The following is a 26,880-nucleotide window of genomic DNA, read 5'->3' on the forward strand; positions in this document are numbered from 1 at the left end:
AGTGAGTGTGCGTGTCGAGACTCCCGGGGCCCGGAGGAAGCGAACTCGGGAGTCAGCTCGCGACGACGACCGCGGCGGCTGTGTACAGGCGAGCGACTGCGTCCACCAGACACGGGTGGTCGGCGACAGGACCGGCCACGACCATCGGTACGTCCATCGCGTCGAGATACCGCTCCACCCGATCGGTCAACAGGCCCGCCGATAGGAACAACGGACTGACCGCGACGCGGTCGGCGCCGTCGGCCAGGAGTGCGTCGACCGTCTCCCGAACGGCGGCGCCGTCACGGCCCAGACGGGTGGCGAAGAGCGTGCGTACCGGCCGGCCGAGCGCTGCGGAGAGCTCGCGGCCGCGTCCGATCACCGAAGCGTCGCTGCCGGCGTCCGACGATCCGACGGCGAGCATCAGCACGCCGTCGCGAGGGCCGGCACCGGCCTCCGACAGCCGCTCGACCAGCGCCGGAACCGGGGAGTGCCGGCCCACGACCGGAGTCTGGACGATGGTCGCGGCGGGATTCGCGGCGTGGGCCGCGTCGATCAGCGCGGGCAGATCCACCTTGCTGTGGTAGCCGTCGCCGAACAGCAACGGAACGACCACCACCTCGCCGGACACGGACCCGAGAACATCGGTGAGCAGCGGAGCGGTCAGGTCGAGGTATGCCAGCTCCACCGTCACGCCGGGCAGCGCGATGCGCACCGCATCGGCCACCCGGCGCGCGGTGACGCTGAAGCGCGGATCACGACTGCCGTGCGCGGCGAGAACGAGCGTGGTCATCCGGACCGGGCGGTCACGCCAAGGCCGGCGACGGCAGCTCGAGCGCCGCCAGCGCGTCGCCGACCAGGCCGGCACCGAGGGTGTTGCCGCCCTGCGGATCGATCAACAGGAAGCTGCCCGACTCGCGGCTGCGCGAGTAGTCGTCGGCCGGGATCGGCTCGGCGGTCATCAGCGAGACCCGTCCGATCTGGTTCAACTCGATCGACTCCGGTGCCTCGACCAGGGCGAGGTTCTGCTCGTCGAAGAGCGCGTCGAGGCCGCCGACGATCACCTGCGTGGTCTTGGCGCCGTGCTTCAACAGCAGGCGGGCACCGGCACGCAGCGGCTTCTCCGACAGCCAGCACACCGTGGTGGTGAACTGCTGCGCGGGCTCCGGCGCATCGGCCGCCGAGGCGATCAGATCGCCGCGCGAGATGTCGATGTCGTCGGTCAACAGCAGCGTGACGCTCCGGCCGGCGTGCGCCGTGTCCAGCTCGCCGTCGGGGGTGTCGATCTTCGCGATCGTCGAGCGCAGACCGGACGGCTGGACGACGATCTCGTCGCCGACCGACACGCTTCCCGCGGCCACCAGACCGGCGTAGCCGCGGTAATCCGGGTACTCGGGGGTGCGCGGCCGGATCACGTACTGCACGGGGAACCGGAGTCCGACCTGCCCGCGGTCGAGCTCGTTCGGCACCGTCTCCAGATGCTCGATCAGAGTCGGACCGTCGTAGTACGGCGTGTTCTCCGAGCGGATCGCGACATTGTCGCCGTGGAGCGCCGAGACCGGGATCTCCTGGACCTGCTCGGGCGAGTAGCCGAGCGAAGCGGTGATCTGGTTGAACTCGGCCGAGATCTCGGCGAACACCTCGGCGGCGTTCTCCACGAGGTCGATCTTGTTGACTGCGAGCACCAGCCGCGGAACGCCGAGCAGGGCCATCACGGCGGCGTGCCGACGCGTCTGGGCGACGACGCCGCTGCGGGCGTCGACCAGCAGGATCACCAGCTGCGCGGTAGACGCTCCGGAGACGGTGTTGCGCGTGTACTGCACGTGGCCGGGGGTGTCGGCGAGGACGAACGACCGGGCGGGGGTCGCGAAGTAGCGGTACGCGACGTCGATGGTGATGCCCTGCTCGCGCTCGGCGCGCAGGCCGTCGACCAGGAGCGACAGGTCCGGGGTGTCCATGCCGCGGTCCACCGAGGCCTTGGTGACGGCGTCGATCTGGTCGGCGAGCACCGACTTGGTGTCGTACAGCAGGCGGCCGACGAGGGTCGACTTGCCGTCGTCCACGGAACCGGCCGTGGCGATGCGCAGAAGGTCGGGGGAGTGCTTCATCAGAAATATCCTTCGCGCTTGCGGTCTTCCATGGCGGCCTCGGAGACGCGGTCGTCGCCGCGGGTGGCTCCGCGTTCGGTCAGCCGCGATGCGGCGACCTCGGCCAGAACGGCTTCGTTGTCGGTGGCCTCGGACAGCACCGCACCGGTGGTGGAGCCGTCGCCGACGGTGCGGTAGCGCACCATCCGGGTCTCGACGGTCTCGTCCTCGCGCGGTCCTCCCCACGGCCCGGCGGTCATCCACATGCCGTCGCGCTGGTACACCTCGCGCTCATGCGCGTAGTACAGCGGCGCCAGCAGCACCTGCTCGCGGGCGATGTAACGCCACACGTCCAGCTCGGTCCAGTTGCTCAGCGGGAACACGCGCACGTGCTCGCCCGGAGCGTGCCTGCCGTTGTAGAGGTTCCACAGTTCGGGACGCTGACGCTTCGGGTCCCACTGGCCGAAGGCGTTGCGCAGCGAGAAGATGCGTTCCTTCGCGCGGGCCCGCTCTTCGTCGCGCCGGGCGCCGCCGAACACGGCGTCGAAGCGGTTCTCGCTGATGCCGTCCAGCAGCGGGATGGTCTGCAGCGGGTTGCGGATGCCGTCCGGCCGCTCGGTGAGACGGCCGTCGGCCAGATACTCGTCGACGCTCGCGACGTGCAGGCGCAGGCCGTGACGTTCGACGATCTCGTCGCGGAACTCGATGATCTCCGGCAGGTTGTGGCCGGTGTCCACGTGCAGCAGCGAGAACGGCAGCGGCGCGGGCCAGAAGGCCTTGAGCGCCAGGTGCAGCAGCAACGTCGAGTCCTTGCCGCCGGAGAACAGGATCACCGGCCGCTCGAACTCGCCCGCCACCTCGCGGAAGATGTGGATGGCCTCGGACTCGAGGGCGTCGAGCGTGGTGAATCCCTCGTCTCGCTGCGCTCGCTCAGGACGGTGTTCGTCACGGTCCGCGACGGCGGACTGGACGTCTGTCGATTCGATGATGCTCATGCGTGCAACCCGCATTCTGTCTTGGCGCTGCCGGCCCAACGGCCGCTGCGCGGATCGGCTCCGGCGGCTGGTTTGACGGTGCACGGTTCGCACCCGATCGAGGGATAGCCCTCGTCGACCAGCGGATTCACCAGGACGCCGTGGCTGTCGATGTAGTCCTGGAACTGCTCGTCGCTCCATGCGGCGAGCGGATTGATCTTGACCAGGCCGAAGCCCTCGTCGAAGGAGATCAACGGTGCGTTCGCGCGGGTGGGCGCCTCCACTCGGCGGATACCGGTGACCCATGCGCGGAAGGGTGCCAGGGCACCGCGCAGCGGGACCACCTTGCGCAGCCGGCAGCATTCGGCCGCGTCGGTGGCGAACAGATTTCTGCCGACCAGCTCGTCCTGCTCCTGCACCGTCTGCTCGGGCGTGATGTTGAGCAGTTCGAGGTCGTAGACCTGCTCGACGGCGTCCCGGGTGCCGAGGGTCTCGGCGAAGTGGTAGCCGGTGTCGAGGAACAGCGCCTTGAGCCTGCCGCCGACGGCCTCCTTGTCCTCGATCGCCTTGTCGGCGACGTCGATCAGTACGGCGTCCTGCATGTTCGCCGCGATGACGAAGTGCGGGCCGAAGGTCTCGGCGGTCCAGCGCAGCAGTTCCTCGGCGGTGGCGTCGGGTCCGAGCTGCTCGGCACCGGCCTCCGCGATCGCCTTCAGTTCGTCCAGATCATCTGTGGTGACGGTCATCGTCTTTCCCTCACTGCAGTTCGGCGTCGTCGGCGCGGACCGCCCATTCGGCGAAGCGTTCGCCGGGGTTGCGGCCTGCGATGAAATTGCGGACGAGACGTTCGATGTACTCGGTGGCCTCACTGGCGTAGATCTTGTGCTGGCGCAGCTTTCGGCCGAAGCCGCTGTCGAAGCCCAGGCTTCCGCCGAGATGCACCTGGAAGCCCTCCACCGGGGTGCCGTCGTCGTCGATCAGCTGACCCTTGAGGCCGATGTCGGCGACCTGCACGCGGGCGCAGGAGTTGGGGCAGCCGTTGAAGTTGATGGTGATCGGCACGTCGAGCTGCTCGTTGAGTTCGGCCAGACGCTTCTCCAACTCCGGAACCAGAGCTTGCGACCGGCTGCGGGTCTCGGTGAACGAGAGCTTGCAGTACTCCAGACCGGTGCACGCGATCAGGTTCCGGCGCCACACCGACGGCTTCGACTGCAGTCCGACGGCGGTCAGGTCCGCGTCGAGTTGGGCGATCCGGTCCTCGGGGACGTTCACCACGACCAGCTTCTGGTACGGCGTGAAGCGGACGCTGTCGCTGCCTGCCTTCTCCGCGGCATCGGCGATCGCGTACAGCACGTCGTCCGACAGTCGGCCGGAGACGGCGGAGAACCCGACCGCGTACAGGCCGTTCTTCTGCTTGGTGACGCCGACGTGGTCGATCGGCTGCTTCGGCGGAGTCGGCGCCGGGCCGTCGATGAGCTTGCCGTGCAGGTACTCGTCTTCGAGGACCTGGCGGAACTTCTCCGGCCCCCAGTCCTTCATCAGGAACTTCAGCCGGGCCTTGGAACGCAGGCGTCGGTAGCCGTAGTCGCGGAAGATCGCGACCACGCCCTCCCAGACGTCGGGGACCTCGTCGAGCGGCACCCAGACACCGAGCCGCTTGGCCAGCATCGGGTTGGTCGAGAGCCCGCCGCCGACCCAGAGGTCCAGTCCGGGGCCGTGTTCGGGATGCTCGACGCCGACGAACGAGACGTCGTTGATCTCGTGCACCACGTCCTGCAGACCCGAGACGGCGGTCTTGAACTTGCGCGGCAGGTTCGAGTACTCGGGGTTGCCGATGTAGCGGCGCTTGATCTCGGCGAGGGCCGGACTGGCGTCGAGGACCTCGTCGGTGGAGAGCCCTGCCAGGGGAGAGCCGAGCATGCCGCGCGGGCAGTCGCCACAGGCCTCGGTGGTCTCCAGGCCGACCTCTTCGAGCCGGCGCCAGATCTCCGGGACGTTCTCGATCTCGATCCAGTGGTATTGCAGGTTCTGGCGGTCGGTGACGTCGGCGGTACCGCGGGCGAAGTCGCGAGAGATCGACGCCAGCGTGCGCACCTGCGCCAGGTTCAGCTGTCCGCCGTCGGTGCGGACCCGCATCATGAAGTACGGCGCCTCGATCTCGTCGATGTGGGCTTCGCCCGAGTACGTTCCGTCGAATCCTTCGGCCCGCTGGGTGTAGAGGCCCATCCAGCGGAAACGGCCCCGCAGGTCGGCCTTGTCGATGCCGTCGAAGCCGACGTACTGGTAGCTGTCGATGATGCGACGCCGCACATTGAGCGGGTTGTCGTCGCGCTTGCTCTGCTCGTTCGCGTTGAGCGGGGTGCGATAGCCGAGGGCCCACTGGCCTTCGGATCGGCGCTTGGTGGGACGCGCGCGCTTGCGGGGCGCCTCGGTGGGCGTCTCCGTCGGCTCCGCGGTGGTGGGGGACGTGAGCGTCATCAGTTCTCCTGAGCGTGCAGCGCACAGCACGGCACGACGATTGGGCTGAAATCAGAATGTGACGAAGATCGGCATCCTCAGAGACCCGCGATGGGCTGGCGGGTCGGGACTTCTCGAAAGGCCGAGACGTCGGCTAGTGCCGACAGAAAGCGCTGCAGACGCGCTTGAGATCGATGTGCCGCCGTTCGGCGAGCCACACTCCTGAGGAAGTCACGACTGCCATAGTGCCACGTCCGACGAGGTCAGTCTACTTGGGGTTATTTTTCCTCAGCGTGAGATTAATATCCTTGACACGGCGTGAGTCATGATGGATAGGTGATTGACCGACGTGCTCCGGAGGCACTCTCCGCACAGGCACGCACCACAGTGGCGACCGCCGACCCCAGTCGGCCGCTGAGCCTCTACCTCCATGTGCCGTTCTGCGCCACGCGCTGCGGATACTGCGATTTCAACACGTATACGGCCGGTGAACTCGGTTCGTCGTCGTCCCCGCAGAGCTGGATGGAGGGGGTGCGCGCCGAACTCGATCAGGCCGCCGCGCTCCTGGCCCCGGGCCGGCGCGTCGGCACCGTGTTCGTCGGCGGCGGCACCCCGTCGCTGCTCGGCGCCGACGGGCTCGCCGACCTGCTGGGGGCCGTGCGCGACTCGTTCGTCCTCGCGCCCGGCGCCGAGGTGACGACGGAGTCGAATCCGGAGTCGACGTCGCCGGAGTTCTTCGAAGGGCTGCGGGCCGCGGGGTTCACCCGCGTCTCGCTCGGGATGCAGTCGGCCGCGCGGCACGTACTCGCGGTACTCGAACGCACGCACACGCCCGGCCGTGCCCTCGACGCCGCGCGCGAGGCCGCGGCGGCGGGCTTCGAGCACCTCAATCTGGATCTGATCTACGGGACACCGGGTGAGCGCGACGAGGATCTCGACGCCTCGCTCGACGCCGTCCTGTCGGTCCCCGTCGACCACGTCTCGGCCTACGCGCTGATCGTGGAGGATGGAACGCGGTTCGCCCGCAAGGTGCGCCGCGGGGAGATCCCCATGCCCGACGACGATGTGCTCGCGGCGCGCTACGAGATGATCGACTCGCGTCTGCGCGCCGCGGGAATGGCCTGGTACGAGGTGTCGAACTGGGCGCGCGCTCGCCCGGATGCGTCGCCCGACCCGGATTCGGTGTGCCGCCACAACGAGGCGTATTGGCGCAGCGACGACTGGTGGGGGATCGGCCCGGGTGCGCACTCGCATGTGGACGGGGTGCGCTGGTGGAATCAGAAGCATCCGGCCACCTATTCGGCGTCGCTGGCCTCCGGCTCGCTCCCGATCGGCGGCCACGAGATCCTCACCGCGGACGACCGGCACACCGAGGCGGTGATGCTGCGTCTGCGCATGCACCAGGGGCTCGACGTGAACGTGCTCTCGGGCGCGGAACGGATTCGAGCCGACGCCGCGGTGGCCCAGGGGCTGCTGCGGACGGTCGCGGGCGCCTATGTGCTGACCGATCGCGGACGCCTGCTCGCCGACGGCGTGGTCCGCGACATCCTCGTCGCGCAGTAGCGGACCTCGGCCGTGCGGTCGCGGCTGAGAAGGGCGGTCATCCCGTCTGGTAGACCCCGCTGCCCGTCGCGACGAGCCCGTCGTCGGCCCGGGTCCGGATCTCGACCGCGCAATGGTTGAGTCTCCGGCCCTTGCGAAGCCGGGTCGCGACGATCTCGATGTCGTCGTTCATGGCGGGTGCGATGAAGCTGACGGACATGCTGACGGTGACCCCGCGCAGCTTCTCGGGTACCGGGTCGTCACCCGCCCATGCGGCCGCCATGATGCCCAGATCCACGCATGCTCCGATGGCTCCGCCGTGGACCATCGGCCCGACCGTGGTGTTGGACTCGGCGAACGGGAGGCGCAGGTGTGCGGTGCCCTCGCCGATGTCGATCAACTCGACGCCGAGTGTGTCGATGAACGGTGATGTGGGGAAGAACGCGCGCATGGCGTCCGAGCCGGTGGCCGGCTGTCGGTCGGCGGTGGTCGTCATCTGAATGCTCCTTTTCGTAGTATTACTATGAAACCATAATTTGACTACGAAATCGTAGTGTTACTACGTTATTGATATGACAGTTCCCTTGACCCCGCCGTCCGACAAGCGACGCCGCCGAACACATGACGCGGTGCTCGACGCAGCCGCAGAACTCTTCGCCGACCAGGGGTTCCGCCGCACGTCCGTCGACCAACTCGCCCACGCGGCCGACGTGGCGCTGAGCTCTATCTACTCGAACTTCCCGGGCGGCAAAGCCGACGTGTATGTGGCGCTGGCATGCCGAATCGCCCGCGACCACGTGGAGCGGATGGAGGCGGCGATCGCTTCCGCGGAAGAGGCCGTGGAACTCGCCGTCCTCGACGAGTACCTGCTCTTCCACGCCGACAATCCGCTGGCCTTCCGGGCGCTGGGACTGGTCGACGTCGGTCCGGACGATTCCGAGCTCGTCGACCAGGCGCGGGCGATGATCCGCGGGCTGCTCGGCGGGCTCGTCGAGCAGGTGGTCGGAGCGTCGGCCCTGCCGCCCCGCGCGGCGAGACTCGAGGCGCTGCGGCTCTGGGGTACGGCGAACGGCATGATCTCCCTGCGTGCACAGGGGTTCACCGACGCGGCCGAGTTCGACGCCTTGCTCGCGTCGGTCCGCGGTGAGCTGGCCGACCGTGTCGACGGCGCGCACCGGATCGGCGCGCGATGAGGGCGGGCGAACACCTGACCCCGCCGCCTGACTCCCGGTTCGCTCGCGAGGTGGCTGAGCGTGCAGCCGACGAACTCTCCGGCCCGGTGCATCAGCACAGCCTCCGATGCTGGCAGTGGGCGAACGCGTTCGCCGAGGTCGACGGCCTGGACGTCGATGCCGAGCAGTTGTGGGCGGCGACGATGCTGCACGATCTGGCGCTCGGTGCGCCCGATCACCCCGACTACGGCTGTTTCGCCGCGCTCGGCGCCGATCATGCGGCCCGACTCGTCGCGGCACACCGAGGCCAGGCGCAGGCCGAGGTGGTGCGCGCGGCGATCGCCGGACACTTCCACCCGGCCGTTCCGGCGGAGCCGGTCGCGCGATGCCTGCACTCGGCGGTCGAACTCGACGTCGTCGGATACCGGCTGAGGGAGGTCGACGGAGGGCTCGTCACGGCCACCGAGAGCGCGCATCCGCGCGCCGGGTTCGGCGAGGTGTTCACGACTGCGATGAGAACCGAGGCGAGACTGCGACCGCACTCGAGCGCGGCAGTGCTGTGGCGCGCCGGCGCGCGCGTTCCGATGGCATTGAACCCGCTCGCGCGTTGATCGATCCGGTCGCCGGTGCGTCGGCCGGATCAGTCGGGCAGCCGATGCGCGCCGACCGAGCGGCGGCGCCTGCCGGTGACCGGGGCGATCGGCGCAGTGATCTCCAGCTCGCCGGACTCGGGTGCGACGCGGCCCGCGGCGATGCGCTCGTCCAGATCGAGCATCCGGGCGTGGATGATCGTGCGGTTCCGCAACGCCGAGCGCACGGCCCGGTGCAGCCCGTCCTCGAGATACAGGTTTCCTTCGAACAGCACCACGTGGGCGAACAGGTCGCCGTAGAAAGTCGAATCCTCCGACAGCAGCTTGTCGAGTGCGAGGACGGTGGTGACGGTGGTGAGCTGATCGAGCCGGAACTGGCGCGGCGGGATCTGCGCCCACTCGCGCGCGGTGAGACCGTGATCGACGTAGGGTCTGCCCTCGCGCACGCCCTTGAAGATCATCGGGTCCTGGTCTTTCCGTCGGTTACGTAGAATGGTCGTATCCACTGTAGGCAAAGTCGTGGCATCGGGAGGTACGGACTTGTCGTCGTCGACGGATGACCGGCGTTTCGAGATCTTGCGTGCGATCGTCACCGACTACGTCTCCACGCAGGAGCCGATCGGGTCGAAAGCGCTCGTGGAGCGCCACCACCTGGGAGTCTCCAGCGCGACCGTCCGCAACGATATGGCGGCGCTCGAAGCCGAGGGGTACATCGCCCAGCCGCACACCAGCTCGGGTCGGATCCCGACCGACAAGGGCTACCGGATGTTCGTCGACCGCATCAGCGAGATCAAACCGCTGTCGGCCGCCGAACGCCGCGCGATCCTGTCGGTGCTCGACAACGGGGTCGACCTCGACGACGTACTGCGCCGCTCGGTCCGCCTGCTCGCGCAACTCACTCGCCAGGTCGCCGTGATCCAGTATCCGGTGCTCTCCACCGCCCGCGTGCGGCACCTCGAAGTCGTCTCACTCTCGCCCACCCGATTGCTGCTGGTGGTCATCACCGACACCGGCCGGGTGGAGCAGCGGATGGTGACCCTCTCCGAGGAGATCGACGAGGACAACCTGGTGCGGGTGCGCGACATGTTCTCCACGGCCCTGGACGGCAAGCGGCTCGAAGACGCCTCGGTGGCGGTCGCCGAACTGGCGACCACCGCGCCCGCGGACCTGCGCGAGGCGGTCATCACCATCGCCACCGTGTTGGTCGAGACCCTCGTGGAACGCGGAGACGACCGGCTCGTCCTCGGCGGCACGTCGAACCTCGCGCGGTCGGCGGCCGACTTCTCCTCGAACATGGGCGGCATGGACATCGTGCTCGACGCGCTCGAAGAGCAGGTGGTGGTCCTCAAGCTGCTCGCGCACACGCAGCGGACCGGAAAGGTCACCGTCCAGATCGGCGAGGAGACCAACACCGAGAACCTCCGGAGCACCTCGGTGGTCTCGACCGGGTACGGTGCTTCGGGCACCGTCTTCGGCAGTGTCGGTGTGGTTGGACCCACCCGAATGGACTATCCGGGAACAATCGCATCGGTGGCGGCGGTTGCGAAATACGTCGGCGAAGTCCTCGCCGACCGTTAGTTGATGTCTTGATTGCGAAGGACCTAATTCACCGTGGCTCGTGACTACTACGGAATTCTGGGCGTGTCTGCAGGCGCGTCGGACCAGGAGATCAAGCGTGCGTACCGCAAGCTGGCTCGCGAACTGCACCCCGACGTCAACCCCGACGCCGAGGATAAGTTCAAAGAGGTCACGACCGCCTACGAGGTGCTCTCCGATCCCGAGCGCCGGCGCATCGTCGACGCGGGCGGCGACCCCCTGGCGGGCCCGAGCGGCGGCTTCGGAGGCGATCCGTTCGGTGCGGGCGGGCTCGGCGACATCTTCCAGACTTTCTTCGGTGGGGCCACTGGCGGCTTCGGGGGCGGCCGCGGTCCCCGGGGACGGGTGCGCCCCGGTGAACCCGCACTGGTGGGCGTCAGTCTGACCCTGGAGGAGATCGCGGCGGGCGCACGCAAGGAGATCACGGTCGACACCGCGGTCCTGTGCGATACGTGCAAGGGATCGGGCACCCGCGACGATTCGAAGCCGGTGACCTGCGCGACGTGCAAGGGCGCCGGTGAGATCCAGGCCGTGCAGCGGTCCTTCCTCGGCCAGGTGATGACGGTGCGCGAATGCCCGGAGTGTCACGGGGTCGGAGAGACCATCCCCGATCCGTGCCTCAAGTGCGGCGGCGACGGCCGCGTCCGTTCGCGCCGCACGATGACCGTGAAGATCCCGGCCGGCGTCCAGGACGGCATGCGCGTGCGACTGGCCGGGCAGGGCGAGGTGGGCCCCGGCGGAGGCCCGGCGGGCGATCTCTACGTGGAGGTCTCCGAGCAGGCCGACGACGTCTTCGTCCGTGACGGCGACGATCTGCACTGCACCGTCCGGGTGCCGATGGTCGACGCGGCGCTGGGCACCGAACTCACCGTCGACACCGTGCTCGGCGGCTCCGCGACCCTCACCGTCGAACCCGGCACCCAGCCCGGCACCGTCGTCCGGGTGCGCGGCCAGGGTCTGCCGCATCTGAACTCCGGTGTGCGCGGCGACCTGCACGCACATCTGGACGTGGTGGTGCCGAAGCGGATCGACGGACGCCAGAGCGACCTGCTCCGCGAACTGCGCGAGGTCTCCGGCGAGGAAGTGGAACTTGTGACCGCCACCTCCAAGGCCGCCGCCAACGGCGGACTCTTCTCCAAGCTGCGTAACGCCTTCGCCGGCCGATGACGCCGCCGCTCTTCTGGGTCGACGAGGTGCCGCGCGCCGGCGACACCACGGTGCTGTCCGGCCCGGAGGGCAGACATGCGGTGACCGTCACGCGGATCGGTGCCGGTGAGACGGTGACCCTCGGCGACGGACGCGGAACCACCGCCGAGTGCGAGGTGATCGAGGTCGGCGGAAAGGACCGGCTCACCGTCCGCGTCGGCCGGGTACAGGTCCACCCCCGTCCCAAGCCGCTGGTGACGGTCGTGCAGGCGCTGCCGAAGGCTGAGCGCAGCGATCTCGCCGTCGACCTGATGACGGAGGCCGGGGTCGACGCGATCGTGCCGTGGCAGTCGGCTCGCACCATCGCCCGCTGGAGCGGCGTGAAGGCCGTCAAGGGTGTGGAGAAGTGGCGTGCCACCGCGGCCACCGCGGCCAAGCAGGCGCGCCGGGCGTGGATCCCCGAGGTCGCCGATCTGGCCGGCACCACCGACGTGCGCGAGCTGGCGGCACGGGTGGCCGCCGACGGAGGGATCGTCGCGCTGCTTCATGAGGACGGCGCGGTCGCGTTCCGTTCGCTGGATTTCGCCGAGGTGCCCGAGGTGCTTCTCGTGGTGGGGCCCGAAGGCGGACTGGCGGAGGCGGAGATCGCCGACCTCACCGCCCTGGGTGCGGTGCCGGTGGTGCTGGGTCCGGAGGTGCTGCGTACCGTCGCCGCCGGAGCGGTGGCGCTCGGCGCTCTCGGCGCGGTCACCGACCGCTGGACTCGATAAAAGGACATCTGTTGCGTCGCAAGAAGATTCACTATGGCGATCAGCCAAGCCAGTTCGGCCACCTGTATCTTCCGGAACGGGGGCCGGCCGAGTGCGCGCCGCTCGTCGTCCTGGTGCACGGCGGATACTGGTCCACCGAGTACTCGCTGGTGATCAACACACCGGTCGCCCGCGACCTGGCGCAGCGCGGGGCGGCGGTCTGGAACATCGAGTACCGCAGGGTGGAAGAGACCGGCGGCGGCTGGCCGGGTACCGGGCGCGATGTGGTCGCGGCGATCCGTGCCCTCGACGGTCCGGTCGCCGAACAGTTGGCGATCGACGGCGTCAAGGTCGATCGCAAGAACGTCGCCGTCGTCGGACACTCGGCGGGCGGACAACTCGCGGTCTGGGCGGTCGCGCAGACCGACGCGAGAGCGGGCGGCTTCCGCATCGCGACGGTGGTGCCGCAGTCCGCGGTCCTCGACTTCACCGGCGGCGCCTCCGACCGCCCGTCGGTCCGTCGGTTGATGGGCGTCTCGTTCGAGGAGGCGCCGGACCGCTACGCGGCGGCGTCGCCCGCCTGCCAGCCGCCCTTCGACGCGCTGGTGGCCGCCGTGCACACGGCCGACGACGCCTCGGTGCCGATCGAGCTGAGCCGCCGCTACGTGGAGGGGGCCGCCGCGCGCGGTCAGCGGGCGGTGCTCTACGAGGTGCCGGGGGAGGGGCACGACGCCTTCGTCGATCCGCGCAGCGCGGCGCACCGGCAGACCCTGCGGGTGCTCGGCATCTGACCGGCGACGGCGGCCGCGGGCGTACTCGCTCGCACCCGGCGATCACCGGCGATAGACTTGAGCGAATCCACACAAGCGTGCGACCGCCCGCCGACCGACCCCGGGGAGACGAAACTCAGTGACTGACGACAACCGCGACGACCCGACGGCCGCGGCGGTGACCAGTTCGAATATCGAGGTTCCCCAGGACCTGGCGGTGGGGCTGCTCGGTGCGGCCGACGTCAACCTCCGCACCCTGGAGGTGCAGCTGCCCGCCGACATCCACGTCCGCGGCAATCTGATCACGCTCACCGGCGTACCCGCCGACGTGGCCGCGTCCGAACGGGTGATCGCCGAACTGGTCCGCGTGGTGCGCGGAGGGACCACACTCACCCCCGACCTGGTGCGTCAGAGCCTGTCGATCCTGGCCACGAGCGATTCGGAGACCCCCGCCGATGTGCTGAGCCTCGACATCATCTCGCGGCGCGGCAAGGTGATCCGCCCCAAGACGCTCAATCAGAAGCGGTACGTCGACGCGATCGACGAGAACACGATCGTCTTCGGAATCGGACCCGCGGGCACGGGCAAGACCTACCTCGCGATGGCCAAGGCGGTGCAGGCACTGCAGACCAAGCAGGTCAGTCGCATCATCCTGACCCGTCCCGCGGTGGAGGCGGGAGAACGGCTCGGCTTCCTGCCCGGCACGCTCCATCAGAAGATCGACCCGTACCTGCGCCCGCTCTACGACGCGCTCCACGACATGATGGATCCGGAGGCCATCCCCAAGCTGATGGAGGCCGGTGTCATCGAGGTGGCGCCGCTGGCCTACATGCGCGGCCGGACGATCAACGACGCCTTCATCATTCTCGACGAGGCTCAGAACACCACGGGCGAGCAGATGAAGATGTTCCTCACCCGCCTGGGCTTCGGCGCCAAGATCGTCGTCACCGGCGATACGACGCAGATCGACCTCCCGGGCGGGGCCCAGTCGGGCCTGCGCGCTGCGGCCCGCATCCTCGACGGCATCGACGACATCCATTTCGCGAACCTGACCAGCGCGGACGTGGTGCGGCACCGGTTGGTGGCCGACATCGTCGACGCGTACGGCAGGGCCGAGGCTCACGAGGGCAATCGCGCGGCCCGACGCGAAGGGCTGCGCCACACGAGCGGAGGGCGTCGCCGGTGAGCGTCGAACTGTTCAACGAGTCGGGCGTCGACGTACCCGAGCAGCTGATCATCGAGGCGGCACGGTTCGCGATGCGCCGGATGGAGGTGCATCCGGGTGCTGAACTGTCGATTCAGCTGATCGACTCCGATTCGATGGCCGAACTGCACATGCAGTGGATGGATCTGCCGGGGCCTACCGACGTGATGAGCTTCCCGATGGATGAGCTGACGCCCGGCGGGCGCCCCGACGCGGACGAGCCCGGCCCGGCGATGCTCGGCGACATCGTGCTGTGTCCGGAGTTCGCCGCCGAGCAGGCCAAGTCGCAGCACCACAGCTTCGAGCACGAACTCGCCGTACTCACCGTTCACGGCGTGCTGCACCTGCTCGGATTCGACCACGCCGAGCCGGACGAGGAGCGCGAGATGTTCGGGCTGCAGGGCCAGATCATCACCGATTGGTACTCGGCCCGCGACGACCGCGCGCGGCTGCTTCAGCAGGCGCAGCGCGACGCCCGGCTTCTCAACGACATCGGATTCGCCGGCCCGGAAGGGCGCTGACGGGTGTCTCCTCTGCTCAGCGACATCGTCTTTCTGTGCGTTGCCGCGCTGCTGACCGTGCTTGCGGGCGGCTTCGCCGCCACCGACGCCGCGCTGGCGACCGTCTCGGTCGCACGCGTCGACGACCTGGTGAAAGAGGGTCGGGCGGGGGCCCGGCGCCTGCACACCGTGGTGGAACAGCGCGGCACCTACGTGGGACTCGCGGTTCTGCTGCGCGTTCTCTGCGAGGTGGCCGCGACGACGATGGTCGCGGTGGTCGCGGTCGACGCGCTCGGCACCGGATGGGGCATCGCCGTCACCGTCGCCGCGATGACGGTCGTCTCGTACGTGGCCGTCGGCGTGGGCCCCCGCACCCTGGGCCGTCAGAACGCGTACTCCATCTCGCTCGTCGCCGGACCGATCCTGACGGCGGTCGGAGTCCTGCTGCGTCCGGTGACCCGGCTGCTGATCCTCATGGGCAACGCGCTGACCCCCGGCAAGGGCTACCGGAACGGGCCGTTCGCGACGGAGGTCGAGGTGCGCGAGGTGGTCGACATGGCTCAGCAGCGGGGCGTGGTCGACGCCGACGAGCGACGCATGATCCAGTCCGTGTTCGAGTTCGGCGACACCGACGCCCGCGAGGTGATGGTGCCCCGCCCCGAGATGGTGTGGATCGAGCACGACAAGTCGGCGGCTCAGGCGATGAGTCTCGCGGTCCGGTCGGGCCACTCGCGGATCCCGGTGATCGGTGAGAACCCCGACGACGTCCTCGGTGTGGTGTATCTCAAGGACGTCGTCGAACGCCTGCTGCCGCAGCTGTCGAGCGCGGCGCGCGGAGTCTCCGTCGAGGAGGTGATGCGCGACGCCGAGTTCGTGCCGGACTCCAAACCGCTCGACGACGTCCTCTCGGACATGCAGGCCAACCGGAATCACATGGCGCTGCTGGTGGACGAGTACGGCGGCATCGCCGGGCTCGTCACGATCGAGGACGTCCTGGAGGAGATCGTCGGCGAGATCACCGACGAGTACGACACGGACGAGGTCGCCCCCATCGAGAAGCTGGGGGACGACGTGTACCGAGTGTCCTCGCGGCTGCCGGTGGAGGATCTCGAAGAACTGTTCGGCACCGAGATCGACCTCGATCTCGACGACGTCGACACCGTGGGCGGGCTGCTGGCCCTGCGCCTGGGCCGGGTGCCGCTGCCCGGCGCCAAGGTGAAGGTCGACGGACTGCGGATGATCGCCGAAGGCGGTCCCAACCGGCTCGGCCGCCAGCGCATCACCTCCGTCGTCGTACGGCGGTCCAAGAAGTCAGCTCCCGCCGTCCCGGCGAGCGAGGGGTCCGGCGAGACGAACGACCTGAAGGAGAACTGACAGTGACCGAATTCCGATCCGGCTTCGTGTGTTTCGTCGGAAGGCCGAACACCGGCAAGTCGACGCTCACCAACGCGCTCGTCGGTGACAAGGTGGCGATCACCTCCAATCGTCCGCAGACCACGCGGCACACCATCCGCGGCATCGTGAACCGGCCCGATGCGCAGCTGATCCTGGTCGACACCCCCGGCCTGCACCGTCCTCGCACCCTGCTCGGCCAGCGGCTCAACGACCTCGTCCGGGAGACCTACGCCGACGTCGACATCATCTGCGTGTGCATCCCCGCCGACGAGGCGATCGGACCCGGCGACCGGCGCATCATCGACGAGATCAAGGCGACCTCGCCGCGTACGCGCAAGGTCGGCATCGTGACCAAGATCGACCGCGTGGGGCCCGAGAAGGTGGCCATGCAGTTGATGGAGCTGTCGAAGCTGATGGGCCCCGACGCCGAGGTGGTGCCGTGCTCGGCGAAGTCGGGCAAGCAACTCGACGTGCTGGGCGACGTCCTCGTCTCGCTCTGCGAGGAGGGCCCGGCGTTCTACCCGGACGGCGAGCTCACCGACGAACCGGAGCAGGTGCTGATGGCGGAGTTCATCCGCGAGGCCGCGCTGGAAGGAGTCCGGGACGAGCTTCCGCATTCGCTGGCGGTGGTCATCGAAGAGGTGATTCCCCGCGAGGACTCCGAGGTCGTCGACGTGCACGCCATCCTCTACGTCGAACGCGATTCCCAGAAGGGGATCGTGATCGGCCACAAGGGGTCCCGACTGAAGGAGGTCGGCATCGCCGCGCGCGCCCAGATCGAGCGGCTCCTCGGCACCCGCATCTATCTCGACCTGCACGTCAAGGTCGCGAAGGACTGGCAGCGCGACCCGAAGCAGCTCGGACGCCTCGGCTTCTGAGCAGCGCACGGGCGGTTGATCGCGAGTCGGCCCGGCTCACCGCACCAGTGCCAGACCCGTGATCATCTGCCCCATGTCGGCCACGACGCGATCGCCCGTGCCGTCCAGGGCGACGGCCAGGATGGTGCCGCCCAGATCGGACACGTACGCCAGGCCGGCCCGCGTGTCGACGGCGATGCCGACCGCCTCGTGCAGTCCGCGGGCCAGGATCTCCGGGGGCGTTCCGGGCTCGCCGGGACCGGGCAGCGGCGCCCGGTTGAGCGTGTTGCCGTCGGGTTCGGCGCCGCGGTCGGTCCAGTACAGGACGCCGTCGACCACCTCGAGATCGATGGGCTCGGGAAGTCCGCTCCACAGCGTCTCGACATCGGAGCGACGGTCGGCGGACTCGCCCTCGGGAACGGACAGTCCGGCCCGGAAGATCCGTCCGAGACCGCCTTTCGACGGCCCCTTCTGGGACCAGTACAGGTGATCGCGGTCGACGGCGACGCCGACGCATTCGGCGGTGCCGTCCCCGGTCTGCGCGTTGACCACCAGGTCGATCCGGTCGGAGCCGTCGAGTCTGCACGAGGACACGCGCAGCCCCTCCCGATCACCCCAGTACAGCCGCTCGCGGCCGTCGGTCGCGAGTTGTTTCCCGGTGGTCAGCGCTCCGGGTGGCAGCAGGTCGCGTCGGTCGGTCCCGTCGAGGCGCATGGCGTGCAGGCCACCGGTCGGTGCCGTGTAGTCGAACGCCGCCTCGCCGTCGACGCCGGGGATCCGTTCGGGACGGCCCATCGTCGTCCAGTAGACGGTGTCGCCGACGACGACCACGCCGTCCGGTGAGTACGCGGTGTCCTTGTGGACGACGCTCGTCCGGCCGTCGGCGACGTCGACGCGGAAGATGGTGCGGGTGGCGAGTCCGAGTGCCAGCAGTGCGGTCATGAGTCTCCTTCTCGCCGGGTCGGTTCCGAGAGTAGACGCCGAATCCCGGCGCCGCTGGCGGCTGAGCCGTTGACATCCCGCGCGGGCTGCGGGACCGTCGAGGAATGGGGAGCATCGATCTGCCTGCCGGACCCATCGACTACCTCGACACCGGAGGTGACGGGCCGGTGCTGCTCTTCGGCCACGGGCTCCTGATGAACCGGACTCAGTGGCGCCGGGTGATCCCCCTTCTCGACGACTTCCGGTGCATCGCGCCGACGTGGCCGCTCGGCGCCCAGCGGCAGCCGATGAACGCTTCCGCCGATCTGACGCAGTCGGGGCAGGCGAACATCATCGCCGATTTCCTCGAAGCACTCGATCTGCGCGCGGTCACCCTCGTGCTGAACGACTGGGGCGGTGGGCAGTTCATCATCTCGGAGGGCCGCGACGAACGGCTGGCGCGGCTGGTCCTCGCCTCGTGCGAGGCGTACGACAACTTTCCGCCGCGGCCGGCCCGGCCGGCCGCCCAGCTGTGCCGCGTGCCCGGCGGGACGTGGCTGCTGACCCGGCTGACTCAGTTGTCGGTGTTCCGGCACGGGCGGGCGGGCTACGGCGGGCTGGCCAAGAACCGGATACCCGACGCGGTGATGGACGACTGGTTCGGCCATGCGCTGGCCGATCCCGGCGTCCGCCGTGATCTGCGCAAGTTCGTCACGGGTACACCGCCCAAGCAGGTACTGCTCGACTGGCACCGCAAGGTGGTGTCCTTCGATCGACCCGTGCTGCTGCTCTGGGCCACCGAAGATCGGATGATGCCGGTGGAGCACGCCCGCCGGATGGTCGACGAGTTCCCCGATGCGCGGCTGGTGGAGATCGCCGACTCCTGGACTCTGCTGCCCGAGGACCAGCCGGAGCAGGTCGCCGCGGCGCTGCGCGAATTCGTCGGTGCCCGGTGACACAATGGTCGGGTGAGGTTCTACCAGGATGAGGCCGTCGTGCTGCGCCAGCACAAGCTGGGCGAAGCCGATCGCATCATCACCTTTCTCACCGCCGAGCATGGTCTGGTGCGCGCGGTCGCGAAGGGCGTGCGGCGCACGCGCTCGAAATTCGGTGCGCGGCTCGAGCCGTTCGCACACGTCGACGTCCATTTCTATCCCGGTCGCAATCTCGACGTCATCACCCAGGTGCACAGCCTGAACGCTTTCAGCGATCTCATCGTCGCCGATTACGGCCGGTACACCACCGCGTGCGCGGTACTGGAGACCGCCGAGCGTCTGGCCGGTGAGGAGCGGGCGCCGGCACAGCATCTGCACCGGCTCACCGTCGGCGCCCTCGAAGCGCTCGCCGAGGACCGCCGAGACCGTCAGCTCATTCTGGACGCCTTCCTCCTGCGTGCGATGTCGTCGGCGGGCTGGATGCCCGCGCTGTCGGTGTGTGCGCGGTGCGCTTCACCGGGACCGCACCGCGCGTTCCACGTCGCGGCCGGTGGCGCGGTGTGCGTGCATTGCCGCCCGGCCGGTGCGGCCACCCCGTCGGTCGGGGTGCTCGATCTGATGGAGGCGCTGGCGCGCGGAGAGTGGGATCACGTCCTGCTCGCGACGCCGTCGCAACGCCGTCAGGCGACCGGTCTCACCGCCGCGCATCTGCAGTGGCATCTGGAACGGCAACTGCGCACCTTGCCGCTCATCGAACGGCAGGCGCCGCATAGTCTGATCGAGCGACCCGCGAGCGAAGGCGCCGCCCGGACCGACGTCCCGGGCGCCGGCGTCGCAGTCACCGAAACCGCATGAAAGGCCGGAGCTGATGGCTCGTCTCACCCGCCGCGCCCAGGCGTCCGCACCCGTCGAGGTGCGCCCGCCCGATCCGCATCCGTCCGGAGCCACACCGCCGGAGATCCCCGCCGAGCTGATACCGAGACACATCGCGCTGGTGATGGACGGCAACGGCCGGTGGGCCAAGGAACGCGGCCTGCCGCGCACCGAGGGGCACAAGCGCGGTGAGGCCGTGTTGATGGACAGCGTCTGCGGCTGCATCGAGCTGGGCGTCACCCATCTGTCCGCCTACGCGTTCTCCACAGAGAACTGGTCGCGCAGCCCGGAAGAGGTCAAATTCCTCATGGGTTTCAACCGCGATGTGATCCGGCGCCGCCGCGACGAGATGAACGAGATGGGGGTCCGCGTGCGGTGGGCCGGGCGACGGCCGAAGCTGTGGCGCAGCGTGATCAAAGAACTCGAGGTCGCCGAGGAACTCACCCGGAACAACACCGTCATGACCTTGACCATGTGCGTCAATTACGGCGGCCGGGCCGAGATCGCCGATGCGGCGAGGGAGATCGCCCGCCGGGCGGCGCGGGGGGAGATCGATCCCGAACGGATCACCGAGGCGAGTTTCGCCAAGTACCTCGACGAGCCCGACATGCCCGACGTGGACCTGTTCCTCCGTCCGTCGGGGGAGCAGCGGCTGTCGAACTTCCTGCTGTGGCAGAGCGCGTACGCCGAGATGGTCTATCAGGAGAAGCTGTTTCCCGACTTCGACCGCCGGGACCTCTGGGCCGCCTGCCTGGAGTATGCCAAGCGCGACCGACGATTCGGGAGCGCCTGAGGCCGCGACGTCAGTCCGGCGTCGCCGGTGTGAACTGCGCGAGTGCCTCCGTCAGCCGCTCTTCAAAGGCTTCGGGCGTCACACCGGCGTCGCTGAGCGGACCGCGACCGTCCTCCACCTCCAGCAGAGCGAGCACGATGTGCTCGGTGCCGATGTAGTTGTGCCCCAGACGCAGCGCATGGCGGAAAGTCAGTTCCAGCACCTTGCGTGCGGCGGCGTCGTACGGAATCACCTCCGGTGCCTCACCCGGTTCGGGCAGGGCCTCGGACGCCCCGGCGGCCAGCGCGTCGACGTCGACGCGCAGCGCCGCCAGCAGCGTCACCGCCAGCGACTCGCGGTCGTCGAGCAGCCCGAGCAGCAGATGCGCGGGGGATACCTCGCTGTTGCCCGCAGCTTCGGCGGCGTTGTGTGCGGCGGCCGCGACATTGCGCGCACGAGGGGTGAACTGATTGAACCCCTGAGCCGGGTTCAGATCGGCCGCCGTACCCGGGTCCTTCGGTGTGAACCGCTTCTGCACGGCCTGTTTGCTGACGCCCATGCTGGTCCCGATCTGGGTCCAGGACGCACCGCTGCGGCGTGCCTGATCGACGAAGTGGCCGATCAGGTGGTCGGCCACCTCGCCGAGGTGGTCGGCGGCCAGCACCGCGTCGGACAGTTGATCGAGCGGATCGTCGTGCACCTTCTTGATCGTGTCGATCAGGTCGTCGAGTCGGACGGTGGGAGTCAGGGAGGTCTTCTCAGCCATGAGTCAACCTTAAGTTGACGCAGGCGCTCTCGTCAACGGTTGGTTGACGCTGCTGTGCAGTCTCTGCACGTCCCGAAGATCTCGACGGTGTGCGAGATGTCGGCGAAGCCGTTCTCCGAGGCCACCGAGTCGGCCCATCGCTCCACCTTGTCGGCTTTGATCTCCACGGTGGTTCCGCACTCGCGGCATACCAGGTGATGGTGGTGTCCGGTGGAGCAGTGCCGATAGCGGGTCTCGCCTGATCCGTCCCAGATCGCGTCGATCTGCCTGGCTGCGGTGAGCGCCTGGAGGTTGCGGTACACCGTGGTCAGTCCGATCGACTCGCCCCGCTCACGCAGTTTGTCGTGGAGCTGCTGGGCCGACAGGAAGTCGTCGGTGTCCGACAGCACATCGGCGATCGCCGCCCGCTGCTTGGTGGACCGCTGGCCGGTGACCGGCTTGTTCGCCGTGTCGCTCATGTCTGCGCCTCCGTCCGATGTTCAGCGGCGTGCAGGACTGCGTCGACCACGATGTGTGCGACGTGATCGTCGGCCAGCGAGTACTCGACCTCCCGGCCGCGCCGGCTTCCGACCACCACGCCCGACTGCTTCAGGACGCGGAGGTGCTGGCTCACCTGCGGCTGGTTCAGTGCGAGGGCGTCGACCAGTTCGTGGACACACATCGGCCGGTCGCGCAGTGTCATGACGATCGACACCCGGGCGGGCGAGGCCAGCGCCCGCAGCAACTCGCTGGCGGCGCCGTGCGCCCGGCGGTCGGCGGTCAGTGCCGGCGACATCACCGACTGACTCATGACTGCTCCTTCGAAAGGGATTCAACACCTCCATCCTAAAGGAACTGATTTTCATTTGCCTGTGGCCTCGGCCGGCGCAGCGTAGCGTGCCTGGGTATGACCAGCATCGGTGCGCGGGCGCTGCGGACCCGGTGGTTCGTGCGTTCACCGATACCGCTCTTCCGCGCGGGACTCGGGTTCCTCTTCGGCGGTCGGCTGCTGCTGTTGCAGCACACGGGCCGCAAGTCCGGTGAGCCTCGATACGTCGCCCTGGAAACAGTGGAGCGGCCGGACCTGAACCGAGTGATCATCGCGTCGGGCTTCGGTCGTAGCTCCCAGTGGTTCCGCAACCTTCAGGCCGATCCGCGGTGCCGCGTCTGGATCGGTTTCGACCGCGATCGACCGGCGACCGCGCGAGTTCTCACCCCGCAGGAGTCGGTCGCGGTCCTGGACCGCTACCGCCGCGAGCACCCGAAGGCGTACGCGGAACTGGCGGGAGTGATAGAGGAGTCGACCGGTCTGCCGATCGACCAGATCCCCTATCTCGAACTGACCCTGGATCGCTGACGATCAGCAGAAGGCCATCGCGTATCGGCCGGTGCTGCTGTCCTCGGAGACGAGGACCCCGTTCACATAGGTGCGGCAGGCGGCGTAGTGGCCGCTGGTCTGGAAAGAACTGCCGGTGAACTGATACGTCGACCGCGACGTGACGGTGATGCTCCCGGACCACGTCTTCCGGTCCTTGGATCGGGTCGGGAGCGACGGGCGCGACATGGTCTGCATGTCGTCGTAGGCGTCGTACCAGGCCAGCGACTCATTCACATGCGTGTCGCTGAAGAAGACGTACCTCACGGTGTCGCCGACGGTCGGATCCGCCGAATCGGCGGCGGCCGGGCCGGCAGCGATCGCACAGGCGGTGGCCGCGGCGGCCACGACGGCTCCGGCGACGGCGCTTCGCTTGGTGAGTTTCATGGTTGCTCCTCGTAGTCGGCGACGAGGCGCTGCGCCTCATCGGGTGCTGCGAACGTACGCGGCACCTACGACAATTCCGGCCAGTGCGACTGACCCGGCGATACCGCGGTGGTTCCGGCGCAGTCCCGCGCCGAGCCTCCCCGTGCGGGTGACCGGCGCACTCGTCCCGGCACCGACTACGCTGTACTGCGACGTGCACGACCACCGTCGAGCACCGTGACAGAAGTCCGACCCCCTACGTCGTGGAGATCAGAAAACCGTGGCTGTGCAGTCCAAAGTCGATGCCGTCGTCAACCTCGCCAAGCGGCGGGGTCTGGTGTATCCCTGCGGTGAGATCTACGGCGGAACACGCTCCGCATGGGACTACGGTCCGCTCGGCGTGGAGCTGAAGGACAACATCAAGAGGCAGTGGTGGCGGACGATGGTGACCTCGCGCGAGGACGTCGTCGGACTGGACTCGTCGGTGATTCTGCCGCGGCGGGTGTGGGAGGCCTCCGGGCACGTCGAGGTCTTCACCGATCCGCTGGTGGAGTGCACCAACTGCCACAAGCGTCAGCGCCAGGATCACCTGCAGGAGGCGTACGCGCTCAAGAAGGGGATCGACGATCCCGACTCGGTCCCGATGTCGGAGATCGCGTGCCCCGAGTGCGGCGCGAAGGGGCAGTGGACCGAGCCCAAGGCCTTCTCCGGGCTGCTCAAGACCTTCCTCGGGCCGGTCGACGACCAGGAGGGGCTGCACTACCTCCGTCCCGAGACCGCGCAGGGCATCTTCATCAACTTCAAGAACGTGATGACCACGGCGCGCCGCAAGCCCCCGTTCGGCATCGCGCAGATCGGCAAGAGCTTCCGCAACGAGATCACGCCCGGCAACTTCATCTTCCGCACCCGCGAGTTCGAGCAGATGGAGATGGAGTTCTTCGTCAAGCCCGGCGAGGACGAGCAGTGGCACAAGTACTGGATCGACGCGCGGCACAACTGGTACATCGACCTCGGGATCGATCCCGAGAACCTGCGGCTGTACGAGCACCCCAAGGAGAAGCTCTCGCACTACTCCAAGAGCACGGTGGACGTCGAGTACAAGTTCGGCTTCGGCGGCAACCCGTGGGGTGAGCTCGAGGGCGTCGCGAACCGCACGGACTACGATCTGTCGACCCACAGCAAGGCTTCGGGTGAGGACCTGTCGTTCTTCGACCAGGCCTCGGGTGAGCGATACACCCCGTACGTCATCGAGCCCGCGGCGGGACTGGGCCGGTCGATGATGGCCTTCCTGTGCGATGCCTACACCGAGGAGGAGGTGCCCAACGCGAAGGGCGGCACCGACACCCGAACCATGCTCAAGCTCGACCGTCGGCTCGCGCCGGTGAAGGCGGCGGTGCTCCCGCTGTCCCGCAACGAGAAGCTGTCCCCGAAGGCGCGCGACCTCGCCGCGGACCTGCGCAAGCACTGGAACATCGAGTTCGACGACGCGCAGGGTATCGGCAAGCGCTACCGCCGCCAGGACGAGATCGGCACGCCGTTCTGCGTCACGGTCGATTTCGACACCCTCGACGATCAGGCGGTCACCATCCGCGAGCGCGACAGCATGAGCCAGGAGCGGGTCGCGCTCGACAAGGTCGTGGAGTACCTCGGCGGCAAACTGATCGGCGTCTGACGGGCGCGGGCGGCGCTACCGCAGTGCCGCCACGACGCCGGCGCCGCCGTCCCATTCGGCGACGAGCCACGCCGCACCCGACACCGGGGAGGCGAGGTCGTCGCTGAGGGCGAGCGCCGTCGCGTCGGCCGGTGCGCCTTCGAGGCGGATGCGCACCGGCGGTTCCTGGATCGTCACGGACCCGTCGCTGCTCTGGATCTCGAGACGTGCCTGTTCCTGTCGCCCGCGCAATGCCCGCACGAAGCAGTCGACGGCGACGGGATCGGCGGCGGCCTCGTAGATCCAGCGATCGCCGAGCACCGAGTGAGTCATCGTGGAGACGAGGAACTCGTCGGCCTCCGGCAGCGGAGCGCCACGGTAGGTCAGCGGGATGTGCAGGCTGCGGTCGTCGCGCGAGACCAGCAGAGCTTCGACACCGACCTCGCCCGCAGGATCGTCGAAGCGGTAGCCGCCGATCATCTCCACCTCTCCGGTCCCGCCCCACGGGACGCTGTCGAGGTAGGCGGTGACCAGTTCGAGCTTGGTGGGCGAGAGGGTCGCCTGGTGAACGAGTGCCATGTGACGACCCTAGTGCGCGATGTGCGGACTGTCTCGCGCCGTCGGCGATCGACGTGGGCGGGAAGTCCTGTTCCGGTGGGTCGCGTGATGGATGTCCGCGCCATCGGGTATCTGTAGTGCAACCCCCGACGAGAGGACCGCAGTGAACCCGAGGCTCATCATGTTGTTCAGCGGTGTCCTGATGATCATCGCGTTGGGGTTGATGGTGGGGCAGAAGCAGTGGGTGATGCTCGCCGTGGTCCTGCCGATCTGGCTGATCATCCTCGGCGTGTGGTGGCATCGCCAGCGGAGTCGGTAGTGCCTCGATCCTCATACCCCACACCGGGCTTCCGGCTCAGCGGTCCGTGAACTGATCCAGAACCGAACGCACGCGGGCGTCGGTGAGCTGTGCGAAATCGTCGTACGCGCCGCCGACTCCGATGAAGTCCTCCGGCGTGTACGGACAGACGACGGAGTCGGCCTCGGGAAACATGTCCGCGGTGCCGACCGGGCCGGCGGGCACTGCCACCACGATCCGTCCGGCCCCGCGGCTTCGGAGCGCGCGGACGGCCACGTTCATCGTCGCGCCGGTGGCGACACCGTCGTCGACGAGCACCACGGTGCGGCCGGCCACGACGGGTTGCGGGCGTCGGTCCCGATAGGCGGCGTCACGTCGCCGGAGTTCGGTGCGAGCCGCGTCGACGGCCTCGGCCAGCCTCGCCGGGGTCAGGCCGGTGGCGCGCAGGACGTCGTCGTTCATCACCACCGAATCGTCGGCGCCGATGGCGCCGGCCGCCACTTCCGGCTCCCACGGCACGCCGATCTTGTGCACCAGGTAGACGTCCAACGGCGCCCGCAGGTCCTCGGCGATCGGTGCGGCCACGTCCACTCCGCCGCGGGGGAGTGCGAGCACGATCGTGTCGTCGCGCCCGCGGAGATCGGACGACAGCCTCTCGGCCAGGACCCGCCCGGCGTGCGCGCGGTCGCGGTACCGGCGAGTCGAGAACCTCCGCGATATCACCACAGTCGCCGTTCCAGTTCGTCGACCCGGTCCTGCAACTGGTGGATCTGATCGATATACGGCTGCACCCGTTCACGGACCTGTTCGGAGGTGTACAAGGGCACCATCGACCGCGCACAGTTCCAGTCGAAGGCCTCGACGTCGATGACGATGCTGCGCTCGCATCGTGCGGCGATCCGGCCGTCCGCGACCTGGGACAGGCGCTCGAGCAGTTCGGGATCGGCGTCGCCGTCGATCACAGTGGCACGCCCGAAGACCTTGAGCCGCATCTTCTTCGGATGATCGGCGACGAAGAGCGCGACACGACCGTCTGTCTCCAGGTTGCCGACCGACACGAACTGCTGATTGCCGCGGAAATCGGCGAATCCGAAGCGATTGCCGCCGAGGTGGTGGACGAATCCGGTCGGCCCGCTGCGGTACTGGACGTAAGGCCACCCCGAGGGGGTCACCGTCGCCATGTGGAAGGCGAACACCCCGGTGAGCATCCGAACCTCCCGCGGCGTCACCCGCTGCGGGCCCGAATCGGGTGTGTCGAGACCCGCGCCGTAGGCCACCACGCTGCCGGTGATGCGTTGCCGCGCAACGGCTGCGTCGCCGAACGCGATGTGCTGATACCGATCTCCCACGGTCTCCAGGCTAGGCGGG

The 26,880-nt window shown here is 68.6% G+C and carries 32 protein-coding genes; 17 read left to right on the forward strand and 15 right to left on the reverse strand.

Annotation, left to right across the window (positions count from 1 at the left end; translation table 11 throughout):
* Nucleotides 1-52: 52 nt before the first annotated feature.
* Genes GSI01S_RS15890 through GSI01S_RS15910 form a run of 5 tightly spaced genes read right to left on the reverse strand, consistent with a single transcriptional unit; the run spans nucleotide 53 to nucleotide 5,518 of the window.
* Nucleotides 53-772, reverse strand: a complete 720-nt coding sequence (locus GSI01S_RS15890; RefSeq protein WP_006897629.1) for a sirohydrochlorin chelatase — start codon at nucleotides 770-772, stop codon at nucleotides 53-55.
* A gap of 13 nt (nucleotides 773-785) precedes the next feature.
* Nucleotides 786-2,087: a sulfate adenylyltransferase subunit 1 gene (locus GSI01S_RS15895; RefSeq protein ID WP_006897630.1), complete on the reverse strand. Its 1,302-nt coding sequence runs from the start codon at nucleotides 2,085-2,087 to the stop codon at nucleotides 786-788.
* Entirely contained in the window at nucleotides 2,087-3,061 is a 975-nt protein-coding gene (gene cysD / locus GSI01S_RS15900) for a sulfate adenylyltransferase subunit CysD (RefSeq protein ID WP_039867885.1), read from the reverse strand. The genes GSI01S_RS15895 and cysD overlap by 1 nt, the downstream gene beginning before the upstream one ends.
* Nucleotides 3,058-3,786 (reverse strand): phosphoadenylyl-sulfate reductase, encoded by a 729-nt coding sequence (locus GSI01S_RS15905; RefSeq protein WP_006897632.1) that lies wholly within the window; start codon nucleotides 3,784-3,786, stop codon nucleotides 3,058-3,060. The genes cysD and GSI01S_RS15905 overlap by 4 nt, the downstream gene beginning before the upstream one ends.
* A gap of 10 nt (nucleotides 3,787-3,796) precedes the next feature.
* Nucleotides 3,797-5,518 (reverse strand): nitrite/sulfite reductase, encoded by a 1,722-nt coding sequence (locus tag GSI01S_RS15910; RefSeq protein WP_006897633.1) that lies wholly within the window; start codon nucleotides 5,516-5,518, stop codon nucleotides 3,797-3,799.
* A 315-nt stretch (nucleotides 5,519-5,833) separates the two neighbouring features.
* On the opposite strand from GSI01S_RS15910, the gene hemW reads away from it, so the two are divergent.
* Nucleotides 5,834-7,060 carry a radical SAM family heme chaperone HemW gene (hemW, locus tag GSI01S_RS15915; RefSeq protein WP_006897634.1) on the forward strand — a complete coding sequence of 409 codons (1,227 nt, stop codon included), beginning with the start codon at nucleotides 5,834-5,836 and terminating at the stop codon, nucleotides 7,058-7,060.
* Nucleotides 7,061-7,097: 37 nt separating this feature from the next.
* Here hemW and GSI01S_RS15920 read toward each other — a convergent pair whose 3' ends face one another.
* Nucleotides 7,098-7,535 (reverse strand): PaaI family thioesterase, encoded by a 438-nt coding sequence (locus GSI01S_RS15920; protein WP_006897635.1) that lies wholly within the window; start codon nucleotides 7,533-7,535, stop codon nucleotides 7,098-7,100.
* Nucleotides 7,536-7,611: 76 nt separating this feature from the next.
* Here GSI01S_RS15920 and GSI01S_RS15925 point away from each other — a divergent pair, with 76 nt between their 5' ends.
* Nucleotides 7,612-8,232: a TetR/AcrR family transcriptional regulator gene (locus GSI01S_RS15925; protein ID WP_039867888.1), complete on the forward strand. Its 621-nt coding sequence runs from the start codon at nucleotides 7,612-7,614 to the stop codon at nucleotides 8,230-8,232.
* Nucleotides 8,233-8,282: 50 nt separating this feature from the next.
* Entirely contained in the window at nucleotides 8,283-8,822 is a 540-nt protein-coding gene (locus GSI01S_RS15930; RefSeq protein WP_233500175.1) for an HD domain-containing protein, read from the forward strand.
* Nucleotides 8,823-8,851: 29 nt separating this feature from the next.
* Here the strand turns inward: GSI01S_RS15930 and GSI01S_RS15935 are convergent, their stop codons facing one another.
* Nucleotides 8,852-9,262 carry a type II toxin-antitoxin system VapB family antitoxin gene (locus GSI01S_RS15935; protein ID WP_006897638.1) on the reverse strand — a complete coding sequence of 137 codons (411 nt, stop codon included), beginning with the start codon at nucleotides 9,260-9,262 and terminating at the stop codon, nucleotides 8,852-8,854.
* A 31-nt stretch (nucleotides 9,263-9,293) separates the two neighbouring features.
* On the opposite strand from GSI01S_RS15935, the gene hrcA reads away from it, so the two are divergent.
* The 8 genes from hrcA to era all read left to right on the forward strand — a co-directional run bounded on the left by hrcA (nucleotide 9,294) and on the right by era (nucleotide 17,039).
* The gene (hrcA, locus tag GSI01S_RS15940; protein ID WP_045540250.1) at nucleotides 9,294-10,379 is read left to right on the forward strand and encodes a heat-inducible transcriptional repressor HrcA; all 1,086 of its coding nucleotides are present in this window, start codon (nucleotides 9,294-9,296) and stop codon (nucleotides 10,377-10,379) included.
* A 33-nt stretch (nucleotides 10,380-10,412) separates the two neighbouring features.
* A complete protein-coding gene (dnaJ, locus tag GSI01S_RS15945; RefSeq protein WP_006897640.1) occupies nucleotides 10,413-11,564 on the forward strand; it encodes a molecular chaperone DnaJ in 1,152 nt (383 codons plus the stop codon).
* Complete coding sequence (locus tag GSI01S_RS15950) at nucleotides 11,561-12,313, forward strand: 16S rRNA (uracil(1498)-N(3))-methyltransferase (RefSeq protein WP_006897641.1); 753 nt, start codon at nucleotides 11,561-11,563, stop codon at nucleotides 12,311-12,313. Before dnaJ ends, GSI01S_RS15950 begins: the two co-directional genes overlap by 4 nt.
* 11 nt (nucleotides 12,314-12,324) lie before the next feature.
* Nucleotides 12,325-13,083: an alpha/beta hydrolase family protein gene (locus GSI01S_RS15955; RefSeq protein WP_006897642.1), complete on the forward strand. Its 759-nt coding sequence runs from the start codon at nucleotides 12,325-12,327 to the stop codon at nucleotides 13,081-13,083.
* 118 nt (nucleotides 13,084-13,201) lie between these two features.
* Nucleotides 13,202-14,248 (forward strand): PhoH family protein, encoded by a 1,047-nt coding sequence (locus GSI01S_RS15960; RefSeq protein WP_006897643.1) that lies wholly within the window; start codon nucleotides 13,202-13,204, stop codon nucleotides 14,246-14,248.
* Nucleotides 14,245-14,787 (forward strand): rRNA maturation RNase YbeY, encoded by a 543-nt coding sequence (gene ybeY, locus GSI01S_RS15965; protein ID WP_006897644.1) that lies wholly within the window; start codon nucleotides 14,245-14,247, stop codon nucleotides 14,785-14,787. Before GSI01S_RS15960 ends, ybeY begins: the two co-directional genes overlap by 4 nt.
* Before the next feature lie 12 nt (nucleotides 14,788-14,799).
* A complete protein-coding gene (locus GSI01S_RS15970) occupies nucleotides 14,800-16,140 on the forward strand; it encodes a hemolysin family protein (RefSeq protein ID WP_039867904.1) in 1,341 nt (446 codons plus the stop codon).
* A gap of 2 nt (nucleotides 16,141-16,142) precedes the next feature.
* Nucleotides 16,143-17,039: a GTPase Era gene (gene era / locus GSI01S_RS15975; RefSeq protein WP_006897646.1), complete on the forward strand. Its 897-nt coding sequence runs from the start codon at nucleotides 16,143-16,145 to the stop codon at nucleotides 17,037-17,039.
* 36 nt (nucleotides 17,040-17,075) lie between these two features.
* On the opposite strand, the gene GSI01S_RS15980 is transcribed toward era, so the two are convergent.
* The gene (locus GSI01S_RS15980; protein ID WP_006897647.1) at nucleotides 17,076-17,960 is read right to left on the reverse strand and encodes a hypothetical protein; all 885 of its coding nucleotides are present in this window, start codon (nucleotides 17,958-17,960) and stop codon (nucleotides 17,076-17,078) included.
* Nucleotides 17,961-18,064: 104 nt separating this feature from the next.
* On the opposite strand from GSI01S_RS15980, the gene GSI01S_RS15985 reads away from it, so the two are divergent.
* Genes GSI01S_RS15985 through GSI01S_RS15995 form a run of 3 tightly spaced genes read left to right on the forward strand, consistent with a single transcriptional unit; the run spans nucleotide 18,065 to nucleotide 20,540 of the window.
* Nucleotides 18,065-18,895 carry an alpha/beta fold hydrolase gene (locus tag GSI01S_RS15985; RefSeq protein WP_006897648.1) on the forward strand — a complete coding sequence of 277 codons (831 nt, stop codon included), beginning with the start codon at nucleotides 18,065-18,067 and terminating at the stop codon, nucleotides 18,893-18,895.
* 12 nt (nucleotides 18,896-18,907) lie between these two features.
* A complete protein-coding gene (recO, locus tag GSI01S_RS15990; protein WP_006897649.1) occupies nucleotides 18,908-19,729 on the forward strand; it encodes a DNA repair protein RecO in 822 nt (273 codons plus the stop codon).
* Between the two features lie 13 nt (nucleotides 19,730-19,742).
* Nucleotides 19,743-20,540: an isoprenyl transferase gene (locus GSI01S_RS15995; RefSeq protein WP_006897650.1), complete on the forward strand. Its 798-nt coding sequence runs from the start codon at nucleotides 19,743-19,745 to the stop codon at nucleotides 20,538-20,540.
* Nucleotides 20,541-20,550: 10 nt separating this feature from the next.
* Here the strand turns inward: GSI01S_RS15995 and GSI01S_RS16000 are convergent, their stop codons facing one another.
* The 3 genes from GSI01S_RS16000 to GSI01S_RS16010 are packed head-to-tail and all read right to left on the reverse strand — an operon-like array spanning nucleotide 20,551 to nucleotide 22,075.
* On the reverse strand, nucleotides 20,551-21,285 hold the full coding sequence (locus tag GSI01S_RS16000) for a Clp protease N-terminal domain-containing protein (protein ID WP_006897651.1): 735 nt from the start codon (nucleotides 21,283-21,285) through the stop codon (nucleotides 20,551-20,553).
* Nucleotides 21,286-21,317: 32 nt separating this feature from the next.
* Nucleotides 21,318-21,743, reverse strand: a complete 426-nt coding sequence (locus tag GSI01S_RS16005) for a Fur family transcriptional regulator (RefSeq protein ID WP_006897652.1) — start codon at nucleotides 21,741-21,743, stop codon at nucleotides 21,318-21,320.
* A complete protein-coding gene (locus GSI01S_RS16010; protein WP_006897653.1) occupies nucleotides 21,740-22,075 on the reverse strand; it encodes an ArsR/SmtB family transcription factor in 336 nt (111 codons plus the stop codon). The genes GSI01S_RS16005 and GSI01S_RS16010 overlap by 4 nt, the downstream gene beginning before the upstream one ends.
* 96 nt (nucleotides 22,076-22,171) lie before the next feature.
* On the opposite strand from GSI01S_RS16010, the gene GSI01S_RS16015 reads away from it, so the two are divergent.
* Nucleotides 22,172-22,621, forward strand: a complete 450-nt coding sequence (locus GSI01S_RS16015) for a nitroreductase family deazaflavin-dependent oxidoreductase (protein ID WP_006897654.1) — start codon at nucleotides 22,172-22,174, stop codon at nucleotides 22,619-22,621.
* Between the two features lie 3 nt (nucleotides 22,622-22,624).
* Here GSI01S_RS16015 and GSI01S_RS16020 read toward each other — a convergent pair whose 3' ends face one another.
* A complete protein-coding gene (locus GSI01S_RS16020; RefSeq protein ID WP_006897655.1) occupies nucleotides 22,625-23,026 on the reverse strand; it encodes a hypothetical protein in 402 nt (133 codons plus the stop codon).
* Nucleotides 23,027-23,285: 259 nt separating this feature from the next.
* Here GSI01S_RS16020 and GSI01S_RS16025 point away from each other — a divergent pair, with 259 nt between their 5' ends.
* A complete protein-coding gene (locus GSI01S_RS16025; protein ID WP_006897656.1) occupies nucleotides 23,286-24,677 on the forward strand; it encodes a glycine--tRNA ligase in 1,392 nt (463 codons plus the stop codon).
* Nucleotides 24,678-24,692: 15 nt separating this feature from the next.
* Here GSI01S_RS16025 and GSI01S_RS16030 read toward each other — a convergent pair whose 3' ends face one another.
* Entirely contained in the window at nucleotides 24,693-25,235 is a 543-nt protein-coding gene (locus GSI01S_RS16030; RefSeq protein WP_006897657.1) for a CG0192-related protein, read from the reverse strand.
* Between the two features lie 142 nt (nucleotides 25,236-25,377).
* On the opposite strand from GSI01S_RS16030, the gene GSI01S_RS20355 reads away from it, so the two are divergent.
* A complete protein-coding gene (locus GSI01S_RS20355) occupies nucleotides 25,378-25,533 on the forward strand; it encodes a hypothetical protein (RefSeq protein WP_006897658.1) in 156 nt (51 codons plus the stop codon).
* A gap of 36 nt (nucleotides 25,534-25,569) precedes the next feature.
* Here GSI01S_RS20355 and GSI01S_RS16035 read toward each other — a convergent pair whose 3' ends face one another.
* Nucleotides 25,570-26,238: a phosphoribosyltransferase gene (locus GSI01S_RS16035; protein WP_006897660.1), complete on the reverse strand. Its 669-nt coding sequence runs from the start codon at nucleotides 26,236-26,238 to the stop codon at nucleotides 25,570-25,572.
* Entirely contained in the window at nucleotides 26,232-26,861 is a 630-nt protein-coding gene (locus tag GSI01S_RS16040; RefSeq protein ID WP_045538851.1) for a pyridoxamine 5'-phosphate oxidase family protein, read from the reverse strand. The genes GSI01S_RS16035 and GSI01S_RS16040 overlap by 7 nt, the downstream gene beginning before the upstream one ends.
* Nucleotides 26,862-26,880 lie beyond the last annotated feature (19 nt).

This window comes from Gordonia sihwensis NBRC 108236 (assembly GCF_000333035.1).
GTDB lineage: Bacteria > Actinomycetota > Actinomycetes > Mycobacteriales > Mycobacteriaceae > Gordonia > Gordonia sihwensis.